Below are 23662 nucleotides of genomic sequence, written 5' to 3'. Positions count from 1 at the left end.
CAGGCCGGCGGCCAGATGATCAGCGTCGCGCAGCTGTTCTGCGAACTGCAGCGCGACTGGGCGCGCAGCGCAACCGTCCCCGCGTTCATCAACCTGTTCATCGAAACCGGCGGCACCGCGGGCATCCAGTTCTCGTACGACAAGAGCTGATTGCCGCACGTCCGCAAGCGCCGCGCTCGCGGCGCGAACCCGGCCCGCGTCGCAGCCGCCGGCGCGCGTTGCGCCACATGAACTACCCCGCCCGGGCCGGCCCGGGCGGGCACCCGCGATACCTAAACCACGTGGTAGCTTGCCGGCGGATACGCCGCCTCCAGCGCGGCCCTGAGATCCGCGTCGGACGCCGTGGTCGACGTGAAGACGGCCGTCGTGGTGCTCGCGGTGTAGGCCAGCGTCACGGCCCACGTCGGATGGTCCTCGTTGAGGTTGTCGCGCGTGGCTTGCGCGCCGAACGCGCTCGGGCCGCTGTCCGAATTGAACCCGTAGACTGAAATGGTCGGCATGGCATGTCCTTGTCGGTTGGTTGGGGAACGCCGCCGGCACGCGCCGGCGACCTGCCCAGCGTAGGCGCCGCGCACGCGGGCAGGAATGTGCCGAAGGTCATGGCCGAAGGCCCGTGACGGGCCGTGCGATACCGGTTTTCCCAGCTCCGCCTCGCCCTCATGCACTCTCACGCACCCTCGATGCCGCACCGCGCGCCGCCATCGCCGCGACGCCGCCAGCCGTGTTCGCGGATACGTGATTCAATGTCATTCGAACCGGCGTCGCACGCTGCCGCCACGGCGCGCGTCGCGTCCCCCTCGACCGACCTTCACGAAAATCCCATGACGAACCCTGCAGACATCAAGGCGCTCGTTTTCGACGTGTTCGGAACGATCGTCGACTGGAGAAACGGCGTCGCGCGCGAAGCCGCCACGTTCCTGGCGCGCCACGCGCCGGATCGCGATCCGTTCGAATTCGCCGATACGTGGCGCCGCGAATATGCGCCGTCGATGGAGGAAATCCGCAGCGGGCGCAGGCGCTACGTGCGGCTCGACGTGCTGCACCGCGAGAACCTGGTGCGCACGCTCGACCGCTATGGTATCGACGGCGTGCCCGACTCGGAGATCGACGCGCTCAACCTCGCGTGGCACCGGCTCGATCCGTGGCCCGACTCCGTCTCGGCGCTGCAGCGGCTGAAGCGGCGCTACGTGATCGCGCCGCTGTCGAACGGCAACATCCGGCTGATGGTCGACGTCGCGAAGCACGGCGGCCTGCCGTGGGACGCGATTCTCGGCGCCGAAGTCGCGCACGCGTACAAGCCGTCGCCGAGGGTCTATACCGAAGCGGTCGAGATCCTCGGTCTCGAGCCGGCCGAGCTGTGCCTGGTTGCCGCGCACAATGGCGATCTGGCCGCCGCGCGGCGACTCGGGCTCGCCACCGCGTTCGTGCTGCGGCCGACCGAACACGGGCCGAACCAGACGACCGACCTGAAAGCCGACGACGCGTGGGACTTCGACGTCAAGGACCTGAACGAACTCGCGGATCGGCTCGGTTGTCCGGGTTGAGTGCCGGCTGCTAGACTCCGCACTCCGACCACATTCAGCCCCGGCCTATGTCGTCATCCCTGCGTCTGGTAGCAGGCAAGCTCACCGCGATGCGCTTTCTGGAGCGTCCCGATCGGGAGGACGCTGCGCGCCATCAGATGCCGCCCGTCGATCCCGAAGCCCGGAAGAAATCGCTCGGCTACCGGTTCACGCACTACGTGGTGCCGATTGCCGCGGCGCTCACCGGCAACGGTGCCGCCGCCAATGCGCTGGTGGTTCAGCAAGCCGACGAAGACCTCGCCCTGGCCAGCTTGAACGCCGCGGCCGACAAGGTCGAGCATCCGGCGACATGGTCGTATGCGAATATCCGCGGCAGCAAGACCTTTGCATCGGAAAACGCCTACGTCACCGTCGGGAAAAACGGCAGGATCCTGTTCGCGAAGCTCCCGGTCGAAATCGAAATCGGCGGTGACACGTACCGCGGCTTCCTCGGCGGACAGTGCTTCGACGTCGGCGACGACGTCGTTGCCGTGGTCGATCGCCGAGGCCGCCTGCTTGCGCTGTCGTCTCCGGACCGCCGCCACATGGTCATGGATCACACGTGCGGCGACACCGGGTTGGCCGGGCTGACGCATACGCTCTGGCTTGCGTGGAAATGGATGTTCATCGGCATGACCTGTTTCCTGATCCCGCTCATGCTGCTGGGCATCTGGACCAGCGACAGCGGATTTTCCGATCCGACGCTCGTCGTTCTCACGCTGCTCGGCGGACCGTTCGCATTGGGCGTCATGCTGGCACTGCTCATCGGCGTGCGCCTTGCATGGGCGGACTGGCTGCCCGCGTGGCGCGTGTCGCGCATCCTCACTGCATTGGGCCGACCGGACCTGTGCACGCGCGATTTCGGCGATGCGCTCGACGACGCCGAACGCACCGGGCGATTACGCGACACGGACGTCGGGCGAATCTATTACGCCTAGGCACGCCCAGGCGGCCGGCTGCCTGGCGGCGGCCCCTTCGCCGCGCTCGCGTGACGCCGCCGCGGGTGTGCCGCAACGCGGTGCACCTGGAACCGCGTGAACCCCGACCCGCCCGCTGCGCAAATCACCGCCGCCTCCAGCCCCGCTATTCCGGATCCCCGACGAACCGGAGCCGCTCCGACTCCCCCATCAACAACGCCCGGTTCGCGTCCGCCGCCGCGCGCAGGTAATCCCACAGCGCCGTCACGCGCCGCAGCTTGCGCAGATCCTCGCGACACGTCAGCCAGAAGCACCGCGTGACCACCACGTCGTCCGGCAGCACCGGCACCAGCGCCGGCTGCGTGGCCGCCATGAAGCACGGCAGGATCGCGAGCGCGCCGCCCTGCAGCGCCGCGAACACCTGCGCGATCACGCTCGTCGTGCGTAGCCCGGCCGTCGCGCCGGGCACCGCGCGCTCCAGGTACAGCAGTTCGCTGCTGAACGCGAGATCGTCGACGTAACTGATGAACGCATGCCGCGCGAGATCGTCGGTGCAGGCGATCGGCGGATGACTCGCCAGATAGTCGCGCGTCGCATAGAGCCGCAACTGGTAGTCGCACAGCTTCGTGACCACGTAAGGCCCGCGTTCGGGCCGCTCGAGCGTGATCGCGAGGTCGGCCTCGCGCTTCGGCAGGTTGACGAAATGCGGGACCGGCAGCAGGTCGACCGTCACATGCGGGTGCGCGACGCGAAACCGCGCGAGCTGCGGCGCGAGGAAAAAGCAGCCGAACCCTTCGGTCGACCCGATCCGCACGTGGCCCGACAGCGCCTCGCCGGTGTTCGCGACCTGGTCGCACGCGGACTGCACGGTCGTCTCCATCGCGTCCGCATACGCGACGAGCCGCTGCCCCTCGGCGGTCAGCGTGAAGCCGCCCGAGCGCGACTTGTCGAACAAAAGCGTACCCATCGCGGCCTCGAGTGCGCGAATGCGCCGCGCGACGGTCGTGTAGTCGACCCCGAGCCGCTTCGCGGCCCCGCTCGCGCGCTGCGTGCGGGCGACTTCGAGGAAGAAGCGCAGGTCGTCCCAGTTCAGGTTGCCGGAAACCGGCTCGGTGGCGTGTCGCATCGGCGGGAAAAAAAGCAGGTGTCTCGGGGCCGGGTGCCGATATGCATAAATGCACATCCAACCGGCTTTCTTGTCGGTACATCATGGATCCGCGCATAACTATACTCGACCGTGACCTGCGGACCATGAGCCGCGGGCAATAAATACGGAGACACCATGCAGACGCGATCCACCCTCGATGAGCATGCAGCCATCGCGACGCCGGCGCCCGCCCGCACCGCGCGGCACTACCTGCTGGCCGGCTGGGCCAGCATGGCCGGCACCACGATCGAGTGGTACGACTTCTTCCTCTACGGCACGGCCGCCGCGCTCGTGTTCAACCGCATCTTCTTCCCGTCGCTGGACCCCGTCGTCGGCACGCTCGCCGCGTTCGGCACGTTCGCGGTCGGCTTCATCGGCCGGCCGATGGGCGGCATCGTGTTCGGCCACTTCGGCGACCGCATCGGCCGCAAGTCGATGCTGATGATCACGCTGCTGCTGATGGGCGTGCCGAGCATGATCATCGGGCTGATCCCGTCGTACGACCGCATCGGCTACTGGGCCGCCGCGCTGCTGATCGCGATGCGCTTCCTGCAGGGGATGGCGGTCGGCGGCGAATGGGGCGGCGCGGTGCTGATGGCCGTCGAGCACGCGCCGAAGGGCCGCAAGGGGCTGTTCGGCAGCCTGCCGCAGACGGGCGTCGGGCTCGGGCTGATCCTGTCGTCGGTCGCGATGGCCGCGGTGGCCGCGCTGCCGGAAGCCGACATGCTGTCGTGGGGCTGGCGCGTGCCGTTCCTCGCGAGCATCGCGCTGGTCGGCCTCGGCTGGTTCATCCGCGCGAAGGTGCCCGAGTCGCCGGACTTCGAGAAGATGCAGCGCCAGGGCAAGGCCGAGAAGTCGCCGGTGACGGCCGCGCTGCGCCGCCATCCGCGCGAGGTGCTGACGATCGTCGGCGCACGCGCCGCGGAGAACACCTGGTTCTACATGGTCGTCACGTTCGCGCTCGCGTATGCGACGCAGCAGCTGCATCTGCCGAAGGCCGAGATGCTGCACGCGATCACGGCCGGCGCGGCGTTGTCGCTCGTCACGATGCCGCTGTGCGGGCATCTCAGCGACCGCATCGGCCAGCGCCGGATGTTCGCGATCGGCCTCGTGCTGATGTGCCTGTTCGCGGCGCCGTTCTTCCTGATGCTCGGCACGCAGCAGACGTCGACCGCATGGTGGGCGATCGTGCTCGGCCTCGGCATCGTGTTCCCGATCCTGTATGCGCCGGAGTCGCTGCTGTTCGCGCAGCAGTTCCCGGCGGAAATCCGCTACAGCGGCATCTCGCTGTCGGTGCAGCTCGCCGGCGTGATCGGCGGCGGCTTCGCGCCGATGATCGCGACGTCGCTGCTCAAGGCCGGCGGCGGCCAGCCGCACTACGTGATCGCGTACCTCGTCGGCTTCGGCGTGTTCGCGCTCGCGTGTACCGCGTTGATGCGTCCGGCGCGTGCGTAAGCATCGGCCCGCAGCGATCCGCATCGCCCCGATTTCAGTTCGACCTGCCGTCCGCCGTGGCCGCACGCGCGACGGACGCAGCCCACGTGTTTTCTTCGCATCACCGTTTCCCGGAGAGTTCCATGAACGCCGCAGTTCCCCAGACCACCCTCGCCCTGCCCACCGCCAAGCTGCTGATCGACGGCGCGTTCGTCGAATCGCAAAGCGCCGAATGGGGCGACATCGTCAACCCCGCGACGCAGGAAGTGATCGGCCGCGTGCCGTACGCGACGCTCGACGAGGTCGATGCCGCGATCGCGTCCGCGCAACGCGCGTTCCAGACCTGGAAGACGACGCCGATCGGCGCGCGGCTGCGCATCATGCTGAAGTTCCAGGACCTGGTGCGCCGCAATCTCGAACGGATCGCGCACACGCTGACGGCCGAGCAGGGCAAGACGCTGCCCGACGCACAGGGCGACATCTTCCGCGGCCTTGAAGTGGTCGAGCATGCGTGCTCGATCGGCACGCTGCAGCAAGGCGAATTCGCGGAGAACGTCGCGGGCGGCGTCGACACCTACACGCTGCGCCAGCCGATCGGCGTGTGCGCGGGCATCACGCCGTTCAACTTCCCCGGCATGATCCCGCTGTGGATGTTCCCGATGGCGATCGTGTGCGGCAACACGTTCGTGCTGAAACCGTCCGAACAGGATCCGCTGTCGACGATGCAGCTCGTCGAACTCGCGATCGAGGCCGGCGTGCCGCAGGGCGTGCTGAACGTCGTGCACGGCGGCAAGACCGCGGTCGACCGTCTGTGCACGCACCCGGACATCAAGGCGATCTCGTTCGTCGGCTCGACGCGCGTCGGCACGCACGTGTACAACCTCGGCAGCCAGCACGGCAAGCGCGTGCAGTCGATGATGGGCGCGAAGAACCACGCGGTCGTGCTGCCCGATGCGCACCGCGAGCAGTCGATCAACGCGCTGGTCGGCGCAGGCTTCGGCGCGGCCGGCCAGCGCTGCATGGCGACGTCGGTCGTCGTGCTGGTCGGCCAGGCGCGCGACTGGCTGCCCGAGCTGGTCGAGAAGGCGAAGGCGCTGAAGGTCAACGCCGGCGCCGAAGCCGGCACGGACGTCGGTCCGGTCGTGTCGAAGGCGGCGAAGGCCCGCATCCTGTCGCTGATCGACGCGGGCGTGAAGGAAGGCGCGACGCTGCTGCTCGACGGCCGCGACGTGAAGGTGCCCGGCTACGAGCAGGGCAACTTCGTCGGCCCGACGATCTTCTCGAACGTGACGACCGACATGTCGATCTATCAGGAAGAAATCTTCGGGCCGGTGGTGGTCGTGCTCGAAGCCGACACGCTCGACGACGCGATCGCGCTGGTCAACCGCAACCCGATGGGCAACGGCGTCGGCCTGTTCACGCAGAGCGGCGCGGCCGCGCGCAAGTTCCAGAGCGAGATCGACATCGGCCAGGTCGGCATCAACATCCCGATCCCGGTGCCGGTCCCCTACTTCAGCTTCACCGGCTCGCGCGGCTCGAAGCTCGGCGATCTCGGCCCGTACGGCAAGCAGGTCGTGCAGTTCTACACGCAGACGAAGACGGTCACCGCGCGCTGGTTCGACGACGACGCGACGACCGGCGGCGTGAACACGACGATCGCGCTGCGCTGATCAAGGAAGCCTGCACATGGAAATCGCATTCATCGGACTCGGCAACATGGGCGGCCCGATGGCCGCCAACCTGCTCAAGGCCGGCCACGCGCTGACGGTGTTCGACCTCGACGCGAACGCGGTCGACGCGGCGGTGCGCGCGGGCGCGACGGCGGCCGCGTCGCCGCGTGACGCGGCCGCCCGCGCGTCGCTGGTGATCACGATGCTGCCGGCCGCGCAGCACGTGCGCGCGGTCTACCTCGGCGACGACGGCGTGCTGGCCGGCGCGCGTGCCGGCGCGACGTTGGTCGACTGCAGCACGATCGATCCGGGCACCGTGCGCGCGGTGGCCGACGCCGCCGCGCAGCGCGACTTCCCGTTCGCCGACGCGCCGGTGTCGGGCGGCACCGGCGGCGCGCAGGCCGGCACGCTGACCTTCATGGTCGGCGCGCAAGGCGCGCTGTTCGAGCGCATCCGCCCGGTACTGCTCGACATGGGGAAGAACGTCGTGCATTGCGGCGGCACGGGCACCGGGCAGATCGCGAAGATCTGCAACAACCTGCTGCTCGGCATCTCGATGATGGGCGTGGCCGAAGCGATGGCGCTCGGCGCCGCGCTCGGCATCGATCCGGCCGTGCTGGCCGGCATCATCAACACGTCGACCGGCCGCTGCTGGAGTTCGGACAGCTACAACCCGTATCCGGGCGTGAACGACGCGGCACCCGCCGCACGCGGCTACTCGGGCGGTTTCGCCGCGAACCTGATGCTGAAGGATCTCGGGCTGGCGACCGAAGCCGCGCGCAGCGCACGGCAGCCGGTGTGGATGGGCGCGCTCGCGCAGCAGCTCTATCAGTCGATGAGCCAGCACGGGCTCGGCACGCTCGACTTCTCCGCGTGCGTGAAGCTGTACGAGGCGCAGCCCGCGTAACGCGGCCGGCGGACGTGCGACGGCCCGCGCTGCCCGTCAACGGCATCGCGGGTCGGTTCACATCCGGAGTAGTGCGGAGGTTACGGCCGCGCGGGCGGCGCGGCGCTTATCCGCGCGGGTTCGACGCGGTCTCGAAGGTCGGATGGCACTCGAACGCGAGTTCGGAGCGCGCGTCGACGCGGCGGCCGCCGGTCACCGACTCCTGCTTCAGGCTCGCGCGCATGCCGCGCTGCGTGCAGTAGTTGGTCGCTTCGTCGACAGCTTTCGCATGGGCGTCGGCCCACGTCGTCGACACGCCGAGCGTGCGCGTCGTCACGGTGAAGACGTTCGGATTCGACGTCGTGGTCACGTCGGAAGCGGTCGAACATGCGGCGAGCAAGCATGCAACGGCCGCGATGGTCAACCCTCGCAGGGATCGAAAAGATAGAGCAATGGACATGGGGGGCAAGCGCGCGTCGATTCGACGGCATTGAGCAACATAGTCGACAGTATGCCTGCCCGATCGCCGGAGATCATGCCCTTTTCAGTGAACACATTGTTTCGAATGGTTAAACGATGGGGTGCTGCCGGCAAGATTTGCGGCCCGCGTCACGCCCGTCGTTGCGCAGCGTGTCGCTTTTCCCGGCTTCTCGGCCGACGCACGGTTTCTGCCCGGCGACCGGCATCGGCCGGCGCGCCGGTCAGTGCGCACGCGCCTGCCGGATTCTCGCCGAAGCCTCCTCCAGGCTTCGCCACGCCGGTTGGCCGGGCGCATAGCGCGCGCGGATGTATGCGGCGAGCTCGGCCATCTGCCGGTCGTCGAACGCGTCGCGGAAGCCGGGCATGTAGCCGAGCCCGTCGGTGGCTGGATGGTCGATCCCGTCGTGCAGCACGCGCAGCAGGTTGTCGGGCGCAGCCTGGCTGACGCTCGTGTTGAGCCCCATCAGCGGACGCACGCCGAAATGCCCGACCCCGCCCGTCTCCGCGTGACAGACCGCGCACGCGGCATCGAACGCGCGCCGGCCGCTCTCGAGGCCGAGCGTCGCGACCGCTTCCGCACCGCGTGCATGGCGGGTCGCCGCGTCGACGGCCACCGCGGCATCGACGGGCGGCGACAGCGACGCCAGATAATGCGCGATCGCCCGGACGTCCGATTCGGGCAGCGCCGCGAGCCCCGCGACGACCGGCGCCATCGGCCCGGCCGCGACGCCGTGCTGCGCGGAGAAGCCCGTGCGCAGGTAGTCGAACAGCGCGCCTTCGGTCCACGGCACCGGCGACGCCGGCGACGCGACGAGCGGCGGCGCGACCCATCCCTCGGCCTCGCCGCCGGCCAGATATGCGCGGCCGCCCCGTTCCGCGCCGAGCGCGTTGCGCGGCGTATGGCACGCGCCGCAGTGCCCGGCGCCGTCGACCAGATACTTGCCGCGATTCCACGACGCGGAGCGCGCCGGATCCGGCACGAACGCCCGCGCGTCGTGAAACAGCCAGTTCCATCCGGCGACGAGGCGCCGCTGGTCGAGCGGGAACGGCAGCTTCGTCTTCGGCGGCGCATGCTTCACCGGCGGCTGCGACATCAGGTATGCATACAGCGCGAGCAGGTCGGGCTCGCTCAGCTTCGCGAACGCGGTGTACGGAAACGCCGGATACAAATGCGAGCCGTCGCGCCCGATGCCTTCGCGCATCGCGCGCGCGAACGCCGGATACGACCATGCGCCGATGCCGGTTTCCGGATCGGGCGTGATGTTGGTCGTGTAGATCGTGCCGAACGGCGTGTCGAGCGCGAGACCGCCCGCATTGGCCGCGCCGCCCGGCGCGGTATGGCAGACCGCGCAATCGCCGGCGAGCGCGATCAGGCGGCCGCGTTCGAGCGTCGCCGCGCTCCACATCGTGCCGTCCGCGCCGCCGGGTGCGACCAGGGCGATCGGCGCCGGGCCCGGCAGGATCGCGCAGGCCAGCCCGATCAGCCCGCCGACGACCCCGCCCGCGCCGCCACCGGCCAGCCAGCGGCGCCAGCGCGATGACGCGCGGCGCGGCGCGCCGGAACGGCGCTCGCCGACATCGGCCGGCTCCGGCCGGGCCAGCGCGTCGCGAATCCGCGCGGCGTCGAACGGCGGCGCGCGAAAACGCACGCCCGTCGCGTCATGCAGCGCGTTCGCGATCGCGGCCGCCGCCGGCGCCACCGCCTGTTCGATCCGTTGCGCGTCGTATGTCGACAGCGACCGGGCGCGACCGACTCCCGGCTCTGCGTCGTCGAACGCGACGAGTTCATGTGCGATCGCATCCGGCGCGACATCGCCGCCGGTCTCGTCATGCGCCGGCCGTGCGGACAGCCGCGCGCCCATCACGCGCGAAATCGCCGCTTCGATCTGCCACGCGGGCAAGCCCGCCATCGACGCCTGCCCGGGCTCGCCCGCGCCCTGCCCGGCGACGACGCGGCGCACCGCGACGTCACCCGTCGCGCGATCGACGTCTAGATCGACGACCCAGGCGGACCAGTGCGGATCGCTGTCGCGGCCGTTGTCGCGGCCCGCGTCCGCGTGCGGGTTTTCGCCTGCGGACGGCGCCTCGAGCACGCCCGCACCATCGAATGCAAAGCCGCGCCCACTGAGGCGGTCCTGCGCCGCTGTATGGGCACGGCCCGTGGCCGGTTCGCCCCACGCCGCGCGTTCGCTGACCATCCGGATGATCTCGCGCGGCCCGGCATCGCGCGACGCATCGAGATGCTGCAGGCGCAATGCGACCGGATCGCGCCGCAGCGCACCGGCCAGTTCGTCGACGAACGACTCGCGCGCGAATGCGTGCGCGTGGCCGGGAATCGCGTGGTGGATGTCGGCCATCTCGATCGACGTCTGCGCATGTCGATAGACGAACGGCGACGACCGAGCCGATGCCCCGCCCTGCGCCGCCGCGCGCCGCGCATCCGGTGTCGTGCCGGCCTTCGCGCGATAGCGCCACGTCGTCATCCGCCCATCGGCAGCGGTCCGCGTTTCGAGCTCGAACGACGCGTGCGCACGCGCATCGCCGATCGGCCATTCGTAGTGTGCGCGGTGCATGCGCGCCGCGTCGTCCGCACGCCGCGCCGAACCGGCCGCCGCTTCATCGCGCCGCACATCGCTCGCATCGGCTTCGGGCTGCGCGGGCACGCTCAGGTCATGCTTCATCGCCGTCGTCCCGCAGATAGCGCGCGGCCCGATGCACCGCGCGGATGATCTCCAGATGCGTGCCGCAGCGACAAAGATTGAAGCGCAGCGCGTCGCGGATCGCCGCATCGTCCGGTGACGGATTACGGTCGAGCAGCGCCTTCGTGCTCATGATCATTCCGTTCAGGCAATAGCCGCACTGCGCGGCCTGCTCGTCGATGAACGCGCGCTGGATCGGATGCGGCGCGTCGCGCGAGCCGAGCCCTTCGAGCGTCGTCACGTCGCGCCCATGCGCGGCGGCCGCCGGCACGACGCACGCGCGCGTCGCCTGAGCGTCGACCAGCACCGTACACGCGCCGCACTGCCCGAATCCGCAGCCGTACTTCGGGCCGTTGAGCGCGCAGTCGTTGCGCAGGACCAGCAGCAGCGGCGCGTCGGGCGCGGCAGCGTCGAACGTGTGCGGCGTGCCGTTCACGCGAAACGCGAGCGGCCGCGACGGGGAAGCGGGATGGGACATGAAGGGATCCGGAATGCGGGGCGCGGGCCGGCAGGCCGTGTTGGGGCCGGCAGCGGGCACGGCCGCCGGCTCGCGACGGGCCGGCGTCGCGCGCAGCGCTCACGTATAACACGCCGAAATGCGTACCGCCGCATCGATCACCGATACGGCGGCGCGGCATCCGGCGCGGACACCGCATGCGCGTCAGGCGACGGCCGCCACGTTGCCGCGCGACGGCGACGGCGACACCAGCGGCACGTCGAACACGTCGTAGCCGAACACCCACGACGGATCCTCGTTGGTGCGCAGCCACGTGTTGTTGTGCGACACGAGCTGCACCTTCGACGCGCGTGCCGCGCGGTTCGCCTCGTACAGCGCGAACGCACCCGCGTAATCGCCGATGCCGACTTCGTCGAGGCAGCGCGCGAGCATCGCCGCATCCTCGATCGCCATCGCCGCGCCCTGCGCCATGTGCGGCTTCATCGGATGGCATGCGTCGCCGAGCAGCACGAGACGGCCGCGGCTCCACAACGGCAGCGGGTCGCGCTCGAGCAGCGGCCACTTCGTGATCGACGGCGACACGTCGATCAGATGCTGGATGTCGGCGTGGAAGCCGGCGAACGCCTCGCGCATTTCATCGCGGCTGCTGTCGACCATCGACACGCCTTCCGGCCACTCGGCCTGCGGCACGCCGGTCACGTAGTAGTACTCGTCGCGCTTCTCCGTCACGTAGTAGACCATCATGTGGCGATCCTCCGACCACCATTTCACGCACATGTCGTACGGCTTGTTGCCGAGCAGCGAGGCCGGGAACACCGCGCGATGCGCGACGTAGCCCGTATAGCGCGGCGGCTCCGCGCCGAGCAGATGCTCGCGGATCCGCGAGTTCACGCCGTCCGCGCCGATCACGATGTCGGCCGTCTCGACGCTGCCGTCGGCAAACGTCAGGCGCACCGCGTCACCCGTGTCCTCCACCGCCGCGAGCCGCTTGCCGAAGCGGATCGTGCCGGGCGTCACCGCCTGCGTCATCAGCGCGTGGAAATCGCCGCGATGCACGGTCAGGTAGCTCGCGCCGTAGGTCCTGCGCGCGTAGTCGCCGAGCGGAATCCGCGACAGCACGTCGGCCGTCTGCCAGTCGCGGCTGTACCAGCAATCCGGATGCGAACCCATCGTCTCCAGCGCGTCCTCGCAGCCGATGCGCCGCATGATCTTCATCACGTTCGGGCCGAGATGGATGCCCGCGCCGAGGCGCGAGAACGCCGGCGCCTGCTCGTACAGCGCGACGTCGTAGCCGCCGCGCTGCAGCAGCGCCGCGGCGGCCGTGCCGCCGAGACCGGCGCCGATGATTGCGATACGGGGTTTGCTCATGCGGATCTCCTGATCGTGAGCCCGGCGCCGGACGCGGCACGAGAACGGGCGGATTGAATGGCGTTTATGTAGCGTACACACTCAATTTATTCAAGACAAGGGGATTATTTCTGGTGGCCGTCCCATCCGGGAAAACACCAATAAAACCTCATATACATCCGAAAATAAACGATCCACGCCTGAAAGGAATCATTTTGACCCATTGTCATTTTCAAATGTACACACTAGACTTTCCCCGAAACCAGGCGATCCCGCGCCAGCGTGCCGCCCCACCCTTACCGACACGGAGCCTCCCGTCATGAGCAAGACCTACCGCATCGGCCAGATCGTGCCGAGTTCCAACACGACGATGGAAACCGAGATTCCCGCGATGCTGCGGTTGCGCGAGGCGATCCGGCCCGAGCGCTTCACGTATCACTCGAGCCGGATGCGGATGAAGAAGGTCGTCAAGGAAGAACTCGCGGCGATGGACGCCGAGTCCGACCGCTGCGCGGTGGAACTGAGCGATGCGCGCGTCGACGTGCTCGGCTACGCGTGCCTCGTCGCGATCATGGCGATGGGCCACGGCTATCACCGCGTGTCGCAGGCCCGCCTCACGAAGCACACGGCCGACAACGGCGCGCAGGCGCCGGTGCTGACGAGCGCGGGCGCGCTCGTCGATGCGCTGAAGGTGATCGGCGCGAAGCGCATCGTGGTGGTCGCGCCGTACATGCTGCCGCTGACCGAGCTCGTGGTCGACTACATCCGCAACGAAGGCTACGACGTGATCGCGTATCGCGCGCTCGAGATCCCCGACAACCTCGACGTCGGCCGCCACGACCCGGCGCGCCTGCCCGACATCGTGAAGACGCTGCCGTACCAGGACGCCGATGCGATCGTGCTGTCCGCGTGCGTGCAGATGCCGTCGCTGCCGGCCGTCGCGAAGGTCGAGGCGATGACGGGCAAGCCCGTGATCACGGCCGCGATCGCGACGACCTACGCGATGCTGCGCGAACTCGATCTCGAACCGATCGTGCCCGGCGCCGGCGCGCTGCTGTCCGGCGCGTATTGAGCGCCCCGCTACTTCGGAGCATCGCCATGTCCTCGACTTTCCTGTACGGCGCGAACGTCCGCGCCAACGGCATCCGCCAGCACTACCTGCGCTACGGCGGCGCCACGGGCGCGCGCGCGTCGCGCCCCGCGATCGTGCTGATTCCCGGCATCACGAGCCCCGCGATCACCTGGGGCTTCGTCGGCGAGGTGTTCGGCGCGGCGTTCGACACCTATGTGCTCGACGTGCGCGGCCGCGGGCTGTCCGACGCGTCGCCGTCGCTCGACTACGGCCTCGATGCGCAAGCCGATGACGTCGCGGCGTTCGTCGCCGCGCTCGGCCTGCCGCGCACGAGCCTGGTCGGCCATTCGATGGGCGCGCGGATCGCCGCGCGCGCGGCGCGGCGCGGCGTCCGCGGGCTCGAATCGGTCGTGCTCGTCGATCCGCCGGTGTCGGGCCCGAACCGCCGCGACTATCCGGGCAAGCTGCCGTGGTACATCGACTCGATGGCGCTCGCGCGCGCCGGCACCGACGCCGAAGGGATGCGCGCGTTCTGCCCGACCTGGACCGACGCCGAGCTGCAACTGCGCGCCGAGTGGCTGCATACCTGCGACGAGCGCGCGGTGCGCACGTCGTACGAAGGTTTCCACACCGACGACTTCCACGCGGATGCCGCGCAACTGGCCGTGCCGTCGCTGCTGATCACGGCCGAGCGCGGCGACGTGGTGCGCGACGACGACGTCGCCGAACTGCAGCGTGCGACGCCGTCGATGCGGCACGTGCGCGTGCCCGATGCCGGCCACATGATCCCGTGGGACAACGCGGCGGGCTTCTACGCGGCGTTCGGCAACTTCCTCGGCGCGCCGCTCGCGGCCTGATTTCTCCCCCCTTCCCTTCACGCCATTACCGGAGCCGACGATGCCAGTCAGCGACTATCAACTGATCGACGCGTGGAAGCAGGTGCTCACGCTGTCGCGCCTCGAACCGGGCCAGACCGTCACGATCCTGACGAGCGCGGCCACTCATCCGCAGACGCTGTCGTGCGCGCTGATCGCGACGCAATCGATGGGCGCGATCGTCAACCGGCTCGACCTGCCGCCGGTGAACGGCGAGAAGGCGTTCAGCCGCGACCCGCTCGCGTATCTCGGCACGACGCCGCTGACCGGCAACCGCGCCGCGATCGCCGCATTGCGCGAGAGCGACCTCGTGCTCGACCTGATGACGCTGCTGTTCTCGCCCGAGCAGCACGACATCCTGAAATCCGGCACGAAGATCCTGCTCGCGGTCGAGCCGCCCGAAGTGCTGGTGCGGATGGTGCCGACACTGGCCGACCGCACGCGCGTGCTCGGCGCCGCGAAGAAAATCGCCGCCGCGCGCGAGATGCGCGTGACCTCGGCGGCCGGCACGGCGCTCGCGTGCCCGCTCGGCGATTTCCCGCCGACCGCCGAATACGGCTTCGTCGACGCGCCGGGCCGCTGGGACCACTGGCCGAGCGGCTTCGCGCTGACCTACCCGAACGACCGTACCGCGCGCGGCACGATCGTGATCGATCGCGGCGACATCCTGCTGCCGCAGAAACATTACGTGAGCGAGCCGATCGCGCTGACCGTCGAAGGCGGTTATGCGACGCGCATCGAAGGCGGCGTCGATGCCGACCTGCTGCGCGACTACATGGAAACCTTCGCGGACCCGGAAGGCTATGCGATCTCGCACATCGGCTGGGGGCTGCAGCCGCGCGCGCGCTGGTCGACGCTCGGCCTGTACGACCGCGAGGCGACGATCGGGATGGATGCGCGCGCGTTCGAAGGCAACTTCCTGTTCTCGCTCGGCCCGAACAACGAAGGCGGCGGCGCCCGCACGACCACCTGCCACATCGACATCCCGCTGCGCCGCTGCACGGTCGAGCTCGACGGCGAAACCGTCGTGCGCGAAGGCCGCGTGGCCGATCAACCCGCCTGACCGACGAGTGCCCGACACCATGACCGATCTTTCCCGCCACGCCGAAGCAAACGTCTACCGCCAGCAGGGTTTCGGCACGCCGCTGCCGCCGCACGGCAACATCGGGCTGCTGATCGTCGACTTCGTGGTCGGCTTCGCCGATCCCGCGACGTTCGGCGGCGGCAACATCGCGCCGGCGATCGCGCGCACGACGCGGGCGCTCGCGCTCGCGCGCGCACGCGGCTGGCCGGTCGCGCACAGCCGCATCGTGTACGCGGACGACGGCAGCGACGACAACGTGTTCTCGCTGAAGGTGCCCGGCATGGCGACGCTGACCGAGCACCATCCGAACAGCGCGATCGTGCCCGAACTCACGCCCGCCGCCGGCGAACTCGTCGTGCGCAAGACCGTGCCGTCGGCGTTCTTCGGCACGCAGCTCGCGCCGTGGCTCGCGCAGCGCGCGGTGCAGACGCTGCTCGTCGCGGGCGCGGTGACGAGCGGCTGCGTGCGCGCGAGCGTGGTCGACGCGATGTCGCACGGGTTCCGCCCGCTCGTGCTCGCCGATTGCGTCGGCGATCGCGCGATCGCGCCGCACGACGCGAACCTGTTCGACATGCAGCAGAAATACGCGGCCGTGATGCCGCTCGACGATGCGATCGCGGCGATCGATGCCGTGCACGCACGCTGAGCCGCCGCGCCGATCGCGGGCAGTGCGGCACGGGTGGTACGAACGGCAGCCGTGCCCGCGCCGGCGCGCGATTGACGCTGCGCTTTTGTCGGCCTAGATTGACCGCGTGCGCCATCGCGCACGCCCGGGCCGTCGCCCCGTGCGCGGCACGCGGCAGCAGCGCCGCCGCCGCAGGCGCTGCGACCGGCCGCCGGTCGCGCCCTCCCCCGACAGGACACCTGAACCGTGAACCGCTCCGAACTGCTTGCGCGCGACGGCTGCCTGACCGTGATCCGGCCGCCCGCGCCGCCGCCCAAGCCGGCGCCCGGCCAGCCGGGCAGCCTGTCGTCGTACGTGCCGGCGCTGCCCGAGGTGTTCGTCGCGATCCTCGACGACGGACGCATCCTCGCGTTCAACGGCCACGTCGACCTCGGCACCGGCATCCGCACGTCGCTCGCGCAGATCGTGGCGGAGGAGCTCGACGTGCCGGCCGCGCGCGTGACGATGGTGCTCGGCGACACGGCCGCGACGCCGAACCAGGGTCCGACCATCGCGAGCGCGACGATCCAGATTTCCGCGACGCCGCTGCGCTGCGCGGCCGCGCAGGCACGCCACGCGCTGCTGGCGCTGGCCGCCGAGCGCTTCGGTGTCGACCCCGCGCAACTGAGCATCGACGACGGCACGATCGCCGCACCGGCCGGCGGGCACACAGCAACGTTCGCCGCGCTCGTCGCGGCGCGCCGCATCGCGCTCACGCTCGACCTGAACGCCCGCACGAAGGATCCCGCCCGCTACCGGATCGTCGGCCGGTCGTCGCCGCGCGTCGACCTGCCTGCGAAGGCCACCGGCCAGCTCACGTTCGTGCACGACATGCGCGTGCCGGGCATGCTGCACGGCCGCGTCGTGCGGCCGCCGTATGCGGGCCACGACAGCGGCGCGTTCGTCGGCACGTCGCTGGTGGACGTCGATCGCGCGTCGGTCGCCGACGTGCCCGGGCTCGTGGCGGTCGTCGCGCTTGGCGACTTCGTCGGCGTCGTCGCCGAGCGCGAGGAACACGCGATCCGCGCGGCACGCCAGCTGCGCGTCGCGTGGCGCCCGCACCCTGCGCTGCCGCCGCTCGACACGCCCGCGGCCGCGATCGCCGCCGCGCCCGCGCAACGCCGGTTGCTGCTCGACGAAGGCGACGTCGACGCGGCACGCGCGCAACCCGGCACGATCACGCTGTCGCGCACCTATGCGTGGCCGTTCCAGATGCACGGCTCGATCGGCCCGTCGTGCGCGCTCGCCGACTATCGCGCACCCGGCGACGGCCGGATCACCGTATGGTCCGGCACCCAGAACCCCGTATCGCTGCGCTACGACCTCGCGACGCTCGTGGCGCGCGACGAAGCCGATATCGACATCGTGCGGATGGAAGCGGCCGGCTGCTACGGCCGCAACGGCGCGGACGACGTCTGCGGCGACGCGCTGCTGCTGTCGCGCGCGGTCGGCCGCCCGGTGCGCGTGCAGCTGTCGCGCGCGGACGAGCATCTGTGGGAACCGAAGGGCGCCGGGCAGCTGATGCAGGTGACGGGCACCGTGACGCGCGACGGCCGCCTGCTCGGCTACGACTTCACGACGCGCTATCCGTCGAACGACGCGCCGCTGCTCGCGACGCTCCTGACCGGCGCGATCGCGCCCGAACCGCGCGTGTTCGAAATGGGCGACCGCACCGCCGTGTCGCCGTATGAAAGCCCGGACCGCCGCTTCGTCTGCGAGGATCTCGCGCCGCTCGTGCGCGCCTCGTGGCTGCGCGGCGTGTCGGCATTGCCGAACTCGTTCGCGCACGACGCGTTCGTCGACGAATGCGCGACGCTGGCCGGCATCGATCCGCTCGCGTTCCGGCTGCGCCATCTCAAGGACACGCGCGCGACCGAACTGCTGCAGGCCGTCGCCGATCGCGCGGGCTGGACGCCGCGGCGCGTGGATCGCGGAAATGAAGCGGCAGCAGCGCGCGTCGTCCGCGGACGCGGCGTCGCCTACGCACGCTACGTCCACAGCCGCTTCCCCGGTTTCGGCGCGGCCTGGTCCGCATGGATCGTCGACCTGAGCGTCGATCGCGTGTCGGGCGAGATCCGCATCGAACGCGTGACGGTCGGCCAGGACACCGGCACGATGATCAACCCCGACGGCGTGCGCCACCAGATCCACGGCAACGTGATCCAGGTATTGAGCCGCACGCTGAAGGAACGCGTGCGGTTTGCCGACGGCAAGGTCGCGTCGCGCGAATGGGCGAGCTATCCGATCCTGACGTTCGACGAAGTGCCGGACGTCGACGTGGTGCTGATGCCGCGGCAAGGCGAGCCGCCGCTCGGCGCGGGCGAATCGGCGTCGGTGCCGGGGCCCGCCGCCGTCGCGAATGCGCTGTTCGATGCGACCGGCGTGCGCTTCTACGCGCCGCCGTTCACGCCCGAGACGGTGCGCGCCGCGCTGCGCGAGGCCGGCCGGCTTCCGGCTACCGAAGCGAGTGTCGCAGCAAGCGCCGCATGAGGCCGGTTTGCGTCGAGGGCCGGACGGCGCCGCGCGTCACGCGTCGCCGTCGGCCTCCATCATCTTGCGCAGCAGGTACTGCAATGCGACGCGTTCGCCCGGATTGAGCGGCCCGTACGTGCGCTCGGTCACCTGCCGCGCGAACGGCACCGTGCGGTCGATCAGCGCGAGGCCCGCCGCGGTCGCGCGCACGATCAGCTTGCGGCCGTCGTTCGGGTCGGGCAGCACCTCGATCAGCGCGCGCGTCTTCAACCGCTCGACGACGCCGCGAATGGTCGCCTGGTCGATCGCCGTCGCCTTCACGATGTCGTTCAGCGAACACGCCTGCTTTTCCTTGACCGCGCACAGCGCGACGAACTGCGCGGCGGTCAGGTCCGAATCGGGGATCGCTTCCTGGAAGATCGCGACGTGCCGCTGATAGGCACGGCGCAGCAGGTGCCCGACCTGGTCGTGAAAGTCGTAGGAATCCTTGGAAGACGCCATGAAGATGAAGGCTCGCGCGGCATGAATGGGAAAGGCAAGCAGTGTACACCCTCAAATCGGTGCATCCGGTCACGCGGCCGCTGCTTCGTTGCGGTGCGTCAGGGTTCGTGGCGCCCGACCCGCGTCGCGCCCGACAAGCGCCCGACCATATCGGCCTGCTCGCGGACATCGACGCTGCAACGCCCGCGGCTCGCGCGATCCGGCGGGCTGCCGGACGCGCGCGCTCCGAACGCCGAAGCACTGGCGTGCACACACTCCACTTTTGAGCGTATACGCACGAATTTCGTGCATGCCTCAGGATGAAAAAAACCATGTTGATATGTGCACATTTCCAGATTAATCCCCGAAAAATTCCGGGTTTATCTGGTTTAACGATCGATCCCGGCGCGTTCACTTTCATGCCTACGCGATTCCGTATTTTCTAGTGTGTACGCTATGTAATTGGCGTGCTATACAGACTCCAGCGCGCGGCGAACCTTCGCTCGCGTCGAACGGCCACCCACTTCATCCGTCACATTCGAACAGGGGCAATCCCATGTCTACCGCACACCCGAGCGCCGCCGTCTCCGCCGACGACACGCTGCACGGCGCGCTCTACCGCAAGGTCACGCTGCGCCTGATCACGCTGTTCTGCCTGTGCTATTTCGCGGCCTATCTCGACCGCATCAACATCGGGCTCGCGAAGCTGCAGATGCTCGACGCGCTGAAGTTCAGCGACACCGTGTACGGGCTTGGCGCCGGCCTGTTCTTCGGCGGCTACATCCTGTTCGAAGTCCCGAGCAATCTGGTGCTGCAGCGCGTCGGCGCGAAGCTGTGGATCGCACGGATCATGATCACGTGGGGCCTGCTGTCGGGCGCGACGATGTTCGTGCATACGCCGATGCAGTTCTACGTCGTGCGCTTCCTGCTCGGCGCCGCCGAAGCCGGCTTCCTGCCCGGCGTGCTGCTGTACCTGACCCAGTGGTATCCCGATGCGCGCCGCGCACGCATCGTCGCGCTGTTCATGGTCGGGCTGCCGCTGTCGAGCATGATCGGCAGCCCGATTTCCGGCTGGATCATGCGTGCGTTCGACGGCGTGCACGCGCTCGGCGGCTGGCAGTGGCTGTTCCTGCTCGAAGCATTGCCGTCGGTGCTGCTCGGCTTCGCGGTGCTGCGCTGGCTGCCCAACAGCATCGAGAGCGCGCGCTGGCTGAACGCGGACGAGCAGCGCATGCTGCGCGCGAACCTCGACGCCGATCCGTCCGGCAACAAGAGCCACGCGCTCGGCCGCGCGTTCTCCGATCCGAAGGTGTGGGCACTCGGCCTCATCGACCTGTGCGTGCTGCTCGGGCTGTATGCGGTGAGCTTCTGGCTGCCGACGATCCTGCGCGACACCGGCGTGAAGGACGCGTATCACATCGGCTGGCTGATGGTGATCCCGAATGCCGCGGCCGTGCTCGCGACGCTGTATTGCGGCGCGAGCTCCGACCGTGCGCGCGAGCGCCGCTGGCATATCGTCGTGCCGTTCCTGGTGTCGGCCGTCGCGCTCGCATTCGCCGCCGCGTCGTCGCACGGCACGCTCGCGACCGTGCTGCTGTTCTCGCTGATCAACGCGGGCGCGGCCGCCGCGATGCCGGTCGTCTGGGCGCTGCCGTCCACGTTCCTGAAGGGCTCGGCCGCCGCCGGCGGGATCGCGTTCGCGTGCTCGATCGCGAACCTCGGCGGCTTCGGCAGCACCTACTTCATCGGCTGGCTGCGCGATACGTTCCATTCGCAAAGCGCGGGGCTGTACGGCTTCGCCGCATGCATGCTGGTCGGATGCGCGCTCGCGCTCGCGTATCCTGCAAAGCTCGTGAACCGCTGATGCGCTCCATGCGCGCGGCGACCCGAGGTCGTCGCGCGCGATTCGCACAATTCGCACGACTCTCCACGTATCGATGCGTGCCCAACGATACGCGCGCTGCCCCCCTCTCGCCCTTCCGCATTCGTCGCAGCGCCCCCGGCTGACGGCTTGAACAGCTTTCCTGGGCGCCGCACCCGCGCACAGGTCGCCTCCCGACGTGCCGCACTGCCTTTTTACAAACACGTCGCCTCGCGCGCGCGTTCGCGCACGGGCATGCCACTGCCTCCCCGCGCAGCTTCGCGCCACACCGGCGCGTACGCGTGTCCCGCCGTGCAGGCACGTCGTTTGCGAGATCAACGCGCCCGCCCCTCGGGCGGACGGCAATCCTTCCTTCAACCCGGCGCTGCGCACCGCGCGAGTCCTCGCGCGGCGATCCCGCATCGCAAGCAGGATTCCCCCTGAACGAGAGGACGACATGAAATCCATACGAACGATAGTGGCCCTGTGCTCGGTCATTTCCGTACTCACGGCGTGCGGCGGAGACAGCAACGACGTCGGTACCGTGCTCGGCATCTCGAAGCCGCAGGCGCGCTTCATCAACGCGGTGCCGGCCGGCCCGAATCTCGACTACTACCTGAACGCGAAGCTCGATGCGTCGGGTGTCGCGTACAAGGGCGTGACCCGTTATCACGACATCGATACGGGCACGCAGACCGCCAGTTACGACGTATCGGGAACGACCACGACCGTCGCGTCGCAGTCGTTCGGCGCGGCGAACGGTCACCACTACACGACCATCGCATTGCCGAGCACCTCGTCGGCGATTTCGCTGATCGACGATCCGTTCGACAAGAAGCTGCTGTCCGACAAGGCGCGCGTGCGCAGCTTCAACGCGTCGCCGAACACGCAGAACGTCGACGTGTACGTCGTGCCGCCGGGCACCGACATCAACACGCAAAGCCCGACGCTGGCGGGCGCCGCGTATCAGAACGCCGTGCCGGCATCCACACAGGATTCCATCTACCTGAACGGCGGAACCTACCAGGTGATCGTCACGACGGCCGGCAGCAAGGCGCCGATCCTGAAGACCGCGCCGGTCGCGATCAACAACAACGCCGACTGGTTGCTGGTGACGATTCCGGCGGGCGGCATCGGCGACGTGACGCCGAACGACATTCACGTGCTCGTCGCGCAGGGCAACGATGCGGACACGTCCGCACAGGAACTCGGCCCGCAATAACGGATAGCGGCTTCGGCGGACCGCCGGCCGGCGGTCCGCCCGGCAGCTCTCGCTACGTCGTCAGTCGGTCCGCTCGAGACGGATCACGTGCTCGACCCGCGTACCGTCGCCGTGCTCGACATCGACATCGCCGATATGCCGGACGCGCCAGCCCGGCCGCGTCGCAATCTGCGGCACGTTGCCGCCCGGCCGGCTGTCGATGCCGCCGAGCCCTTCGTCGGGCGTCTCGACCGCGTCGTCGAGCGACGCATTCGAATAGATCACGTTGTCGTGCCACTCGGTCGCGCCGCTGCGCGCCTCCATGCCCTTGCCGTCGACGTCGACCGTGTTGTCGGTCATCGCCATGTTCGCGTTGTCGAGCGTCACGATCCTGCCGCTGGCGCGACGCACCGGATCGCCGCTGTCGACCGCATGCGCGCCGACGTCGATCGGCGGCAGGCCGGTCGGCGTCTTCGCCGCGACGGCCTCAGGGGTCAGCGCCCGCTTCGTGACCTCGGCGGCTTCGGCGACCTCGGCGGCCTGGGTCGCCGCATCGGGCATGTCGCCGGCCGCTGGCGTCTGCACCGGGCTCTTCGCGATCTGTTCGCGCTGCTGTTTCGGGGTTGGGTTCGATTCCGCGTTGTGCATCGCACCTCCTGTTCCGGACGGCGTGCGCCGGCGGGATGCAGCCGGCGCCGGTCCGGGAATCGCTACAACGGTCGTTGCAAATCTTTCACGCGCGCGGCGCCGCCCACGCGTGCCCTGCGACACGCGCGCCGCGCCGACAGCCGTCCCGGCGGCACGCGGGCGACGGGCCCGCGCATGCCGCCCGCGCCGACGGTCAGCCGCCGCTTGCGCCCGCGGGCGCGGACGCCGCGCCCGGCATGCTCGCCGGACCGCCGGTCATGCCGCTGCCGGCCGTGCCGCTGCCCGGCATGCCCGACGGCGCGGTGGACGGCGCCGGCGCCATGCTGCTGGTGGAGCCGGTTGAGCTCCCGCCGGTAGTGGTGTCGCTCTCGCTCTTCTTCTGGCAACCCGCACCCACCGCCAGGCCGGCAATCAGGATGCCGGCGAAGACGACCCGCGATACGTGACGAATGGAATATCGCTGCATGACACCTCCGCTGATGTCGACTGGATGGAGACCTGTGGCGAGCAATGCGCGTGCCGTCCATCTCCTCCATCGCCACCGCCGGCGACCCGGCCCCATTCATTTTTCAAATGCCCCCCAGCCGAATATTTAATTTCCCATCGCCGCGACGGCCACCCATACTCGCGAACAAATCCGAGACATAACGTCCACGGCGGCCGGGCCTGCGCTGCGTGCACACGCTGCCGGTTCGCGCCCCGCACA

The 23662-nt window shown here is 69.4% G+C and carries 21 protein-coding genes and 1 pseudogene; 13 read left to right on the top strand and 9 right to left on the bottom strand.

Annotated features, from left to right (window positions below):
• Window positions 1-150: pseudogene (locus DIE17_RS27245) on the top strand (hydrolase); the annotation flags it as partial.
• 122 nt (window positions 151-272) lie between these two features.
• On the opposite strand, the gene DIE17_RS27240 reads toward DIE17_RS27245, so the two are convergent.
• Window positions 273-500, bottom strand: coding sequence for a hypothetical protein (locus tag DIE17_RS27240; protein WP_124521109.1), 228 nt, complete (start codon window positions 498-500; stop codon window positions 273-275).
• Window positions 501-821: 321 nt separating this feature from the next.
• Here DIE17_RS27240 and DIE17_RS27235 point away from each other — a divergent pair, with 321 nt between their 5' ends.
• Both DIE17_RS27235 and DIE17_RS27230 read left to right on the top strand, forming a co-directional pair.
• Window positions 822-1544 carry a haloacid dehalogenase type II gene (locus DIE17_RS27235; protein WP_124488427.1) on the top strand — a complete coding sequence of 241 codons (723 nt, stop codon included), beginning with the start codon at window positions 822-824 and terminating at the stop codon, window positions 1542-1544.
• Between the two features lie 47 nt (window positions 1545-1591).
• Window positions 1592-2500, top strand: a complete 909-nt coding sequence (locus tag DIE17_RS27230; protein WP_124521111.1) for a hypothetical protein — start codon at window positions 1592-1594, stop codon at window positions 2498-2500.
• A gap of 145 nt (window positions 2501-2645) precedes the next feature.
• On the opposite strand, the gene DIE17_RS27225 is transcribed toward DIE17_RS27230, so the two are convergent.
• A complete protein-coding gene (locus DIE17_RS27225) occupies window positions 2646-3605 on the bottom strand; it encodes a LysR family transcriptional regulator (protein ID WP_124521113.1) in 960 nt (319 codons plus the stop codon).
• 156 nt (window positions 3606-3761) lie between these two features.
• Here DIE17_RS27225 and DIE17_RS27220 point away from each other — a divergent pair, with 156 nt between their 5' ends.
• From DIE17_RS27220 to mmsB, 3 genes are all read left to right on the top strand, one after another.
• Window positions 3762-5081: an MFS transporter gene (locus tag DIE17_RS27220; RefSeq protein WP_044843900.1), complete on the top strand. Its 1320-nt coding sequence runs from the start codon at window positions 3762-3764 to the stop codon at window positions 5079-5081.
• A 122-nt stretch (window positions 5082-5203) separates the two neighbouring features.
• A complete protein-coding gene (locus DIE17_RS27215) occupies window positions 5204-6730 on the top strand; it encodes a CoA-acylating methylmalonate-semialdehyde dehydrogenase (protein ID WP_124521115.1) in 1527 nt (508 codons plus the stop codon).
• A 16-nt stretch (window positions 6731-6746) separates the two neighbouring features.
• Window positions 6747-7637, top strand: a complete 891-nt coding sequence (gene mmsB / locus DIE17_RS27210; protein ID WP_124521117.1) for a 3-hydroxyisobutyrate dehydrogenase — start codon at window positions 6747-6749, stop codon at window positions 7635-7637.
• A gap of 106 nt (window positions 7638-7743) precedes the next feature.
• Here mmsB and DIE17_RS27205 read toward each other — a convergent pair whose 3' ends face one another.
• The 4 genes from DIE17_RS27205 to DIE17_RS27190 all read right to left on the bottom strand — a co-directional run bounded on the left by DIE17_RS27205 (window position 7744) and on the right by DIE17_RS27190 (window position 12620).
• On the bottom strand, window positions 7744-8076 hold the full coding sequence (locus DIE17_RS27205; RefSeq protein WP_044843897.1) for a hypothetical protein: 333 nt from the start codon (window positions 8074-8076) through the stop codon (window positions 7744-7746).
• Window positions 8077-8317: 241 nt separating this feature from the next.
• Window positions 8318-10777: a c-type cytochrome gene (locus tag DIE17_RS27200; protein WP_124521119.1), complete on the bottom strand. Its 2460-nt coding sequence runs from the start codon at window positions 10775-10777 to the stop codon at window positions 8318-8320.
• Window positions 10767-11273: a (2Fe-2S)-binding protein gene (locus DIE17_RS27195; protein ID WP_044843895.1), complete on the bottom strand. Its 507-nt coding sequence runs from the start codon at window positions 11271-11273 to the stop codon at window positions 10767-10769. The genes DIE17_RS27200 and DIE17_RS27195 overlap by 11 nt, the downstream gene beginning before the upstream one ends.
• A gap of 183 nt (window positions 11274-11456) precedes the next feature.
• Complete coding sequence (locus DIE17_RS27190) at window positions 11457-12620, bottom strand: FAD-dependent monooxygenase (RefSeq protein WP_044843894.1); 1164 nt, start codon at window positions 12618-12620, stop codon at window positions 11457-11459.
• 298 nt (window positions 12621-12918) lie between these two features.
• On the opposite strand from DIE17_RS27190, the gene DIE17_RS27185 reads away from it, so the two are divergent.
• From DIE17_RS27185 to DIE17_RS27165, 5 genes are all read left to right on the top strand, one after another.
• On the top strand, window positions 12919-13671 hold the full coding sequence (locus DIE17_RS27185) for an Asp/Glu racemase (protein ID WP_044843893.1): 753 nt from the start codon (window positions 12919-12921) through the stop codon (window positions 13669-13671).
• 26 nt (window positions 13672-13697) lie between these two features.
• Window positions 13698-14528, top strand: coding sequence for an alpha/beta fold hydrolase (locus DIE17_RS27180; protein ID WP_124488419.1), 831 nt, complete (start codon window positions 13698-13700; stop codon window positions 14526-14528).
• Window positions 14529-14568: 40 nt separating this feature from the next.
• Complete coding sequence (locus DIE17_RS27175; RefSeq protein WP_124521122.1) at window positions 14569-15609, top strand: 2,5-dihydroxypyridine 5,6-dioxygenase; 1041 nt, start codon at window positions 14569-14571, stop codon at window positions 15607-15609.
• Between the two features lie 19 nt (window positions 15610-15628).
• The gene (locus DIE17_RS27170; RefSeq protein WP_044843890.1) at window positions 15629-16276 is read left to right on the top strand and encodes an isochorismatase family protein; all 648 of its coding nucleotides are present in this window, start codon (window positions 15629-15631) and stop codon (window positions 16274-16276) included.
• A 225-nt stretch (window positions 16277-16501) separates the two neighbouring features.
• On the top strand, window positions 16502-18784 hold the full coding sequence (locus DIE17_RS27165; protein ID WP_124521124.1) for a xanthine dehydrogenase family protein molybdopterin-binding subunit: 2283 nt from the start codon (window positions 16502-16504) through the stop codon (window positions 18782-18784).
• Between the two features lie 36 nt (window positions 18785-18820).
• Here DIE17_RS27165 and DIE17_RS27160 read toward each other — a convergent pair whose 3' ends face one another.
• Window positions 18821-19267: a MarR family winged helix-turn-helix transcriptional regulator gene (locus tag DIE17_RS27160; protein WP_124488416.1), complete on the bottom strand. Its 447-nt coding sequence runs from the start codon at window positions 19265-19267 to the stop codon at window positions 18821-18823.
• Between the two features lie 535 nt (window positions 19268-19802).
• Between DIE17_RS27160 and DIE17_RS27155 the strand changes: the two genes are divergently transcribed.
• Window positions 19803-21110, top strand: a complete 1308-nt coding sequence (locus DIE17_RS27155) for an MFS transporter (protein ID WP_124521126.1) — start codon at window positions 19803-19805, stop codon at window positions 21108-21110.
• A 454-nt stretch (window positions 21111-21564) separates the two neighbouring features.
• Complete coding sequence (locus DIE17_RS27150; RefSeq protein WP_124521128.1) at window positions 21565-22329, top strand: DUF4397 domain-containing protein; 765 nt, start codon at window positions 21565-21567, stop codon at window positions 22327-22329.
• Window positions 22330-22389: 60 nt separating this feature from the next.
• On the opposite strand, the gene DIE17_RS27145 is transcribed toward DIE17_RS27150, so the two are convergent.
• Together DIE17_RS27145 and DIE17_RS27140 are read right to left on the bottom strand one after the other, a co-directional pair.
• A complete protein-coding gene (locus DIE17_RS27145) occupies window positions 22390-22956 on the bottom strand; it encodes a DUF3005 domain-containing protein (RefSeq protein WP_124521130.1) in 567 nt (188 codons plus the stop codon).
• Window positions 22957-23149: 193 nt separating this feature from the next.
• Complete coding sequence (locus DIE17_RS27140; protein WP_124551202.1) at window positions 23150-23422, bottom strand: hypothetical protein; 273 nt, start codon at window positions 23420-23422, stop codon at window positions 23150-23152.
• Window positions 23423-23662 lie beyond the last annotated feature (240 nt).

The sequence above is a fragment of the Burkholderia sp. Bp9099 genome, from assembly GCF_003857805.1.
In the GTDB taxonomy this organism is placed as follows: Bacteria; Pseudomonadota; Gammaproteobacteria; order Burkholderiales; family Burkholderiaceae; genus Burkholderia.
The sequence above is the reverse complement of the archived record's forward strand: the minus strand, read 5'-3'. Positions and strand labels throughout refer to the sequence as shown.

Excerpts from the sequence above, each read along its gene's own strand:
- DIE17_RS27225 (WP_124521113.1), bottom strand. The coding sequence starts at position 3,605 with ATGCGACACGCCACCGAGCCGGTTTCCGGCAACCTGAACTGGGACGAC.
- DIE17_RS27150 (WP_124521128.1), top strand. The coding sequence starts at position 21,565 with ATGAAATCCATACGAACGATAGTGGCCCTGTGCTCGGTCATTTCCGTA.
- DIE17_RS27200 (WP_124521119.1), bottom strand. The coding sequence starts at position 10,777 with ATGAAGCATGACCTGAGCGTGCCCGCGCAGCCCGAAGCCGATGCGAGC.
- DIE17_RS27175 (WP_124521122.1), top strand. The coding sequence starts at position 14,569 with ATGCCAGTCAGCGACTATCAACTGATCGACGCGTGGAAGCAGGTGCTC.
- DIE17_RS27230 (WP_124521111.1), top strand. The coding sequence starts at position 1,592 with ATGTCGTCATCCCTGCGTCTGGTAGCAGGCAAGCTCACCGCGATGCGC.
- DIE17_RS27145 (WP_124521130.1), bottom strand. The coding sequence starts at position 22,956 with ATGCACAACGCGGAATCGAACCCAACCCCGAAACAGCAGCGCGAACAG.
- DIE17_RS27180 (WP_124488419.1), top strand. The coding sequence starts at position 13,698 with ATGTCCTCGACTTTCCTGTACGGCGCGAACGTCCGCGCCAACGGCATC.
- mmsB (WP_124521117.1), top strand. The coding sequence starts at position 6,747 with ATGGAAATCGCATTCATCGGACTCGGCAACATGGGCGGCCCGATGGCC.
- DIE17_RS27155 (WP_124521126.1), top strand. The coding sequence starts at position 19,803 with ATGTCTACCGCACACCCGAGCGCCGCCGTCTCCGCCGACGACACGCTG.
- DIE17_RS27185 (WP_044843893.1), top strand. The coding sequence starts at position 12,919 with ATGAGCAAGACCTACCGCATCGGCCAGATCGTGCCGAGTTCCAACACG.
- DIE17_RS27205 (WP_044843897.1), bottom strand. The coding sequence starts at position 8,076 with ATGTCCATTGCTCTATCTTTTCGATCCCTGCGAGGGTTGACCATCGCG.
- DIE17_RS27170 (WP_044843890.1), top strand. The coding sequence starts at position 15,629 with ATGACCGATCTTTCCCGCCACGCCGAAGCAAACGTCTACCGCCAGCAG.
- DIE17_RS27140 (WP_124551202.1), bottom strand. The coding sequence starts at position 23,422 with ATGCAGCGATATTCCATTCGTCACGTATCGCGGGTCGTCTTCGCCGGC.
- DIE17_RS27160 (WP_124488416.1), bottom strand. The coding sequence starts at position 19,267 with ATGGCGTCTTCCAAGGATTCCTACGACTTTCACGACCAGGTCGGGCAC.
- DIE17_RS27240 (WP_124521109.1), bottom strand. The coding sequence starts at position 500 with ATGCCGACCATTTCAGTCTACGGGTTCAATTCGGACAGCGGCCCGAGC.
- DIE17_RS27235 (WP_124488427.1), top strand. The coding sequence starts at position 822 with ATGACGAACCCTGCAGACATCAAGGCGCTCGTTTTCGACGTGTTCGGA.
- DIE17_RS27195 (WP_044843895.1), bottom strand. The coding sequence starts at position 11,273 with ATGTCCCATCCCGCTTCCCCGTCGCGGCCGCTCGCGTTTCGCGTGAAC.
- DIE17_RS27190 (WP_044843894.1), bottom strand. The coding sequence starts at position 12,620 with ATGAGCAAACCCCGTATCGCAATCATCGGCGCCGGTCTCGGCGGCACG.
- DIE17_RS27220 (WP_044843900.1), top strand. The coding sequence starts at position 3,762 with ATGCAGACGCGATCCACCCTCGATGAGCATGCAGCCATCGCGACGCCG.
- DIE17_RS27215 (WP_124521115.1), top strand. The coding sequence starts at position 5,204 with ATGAACGCCGCAGTTCCCCAGACCACCCTCGCCCTGCCCACCGCCAAG.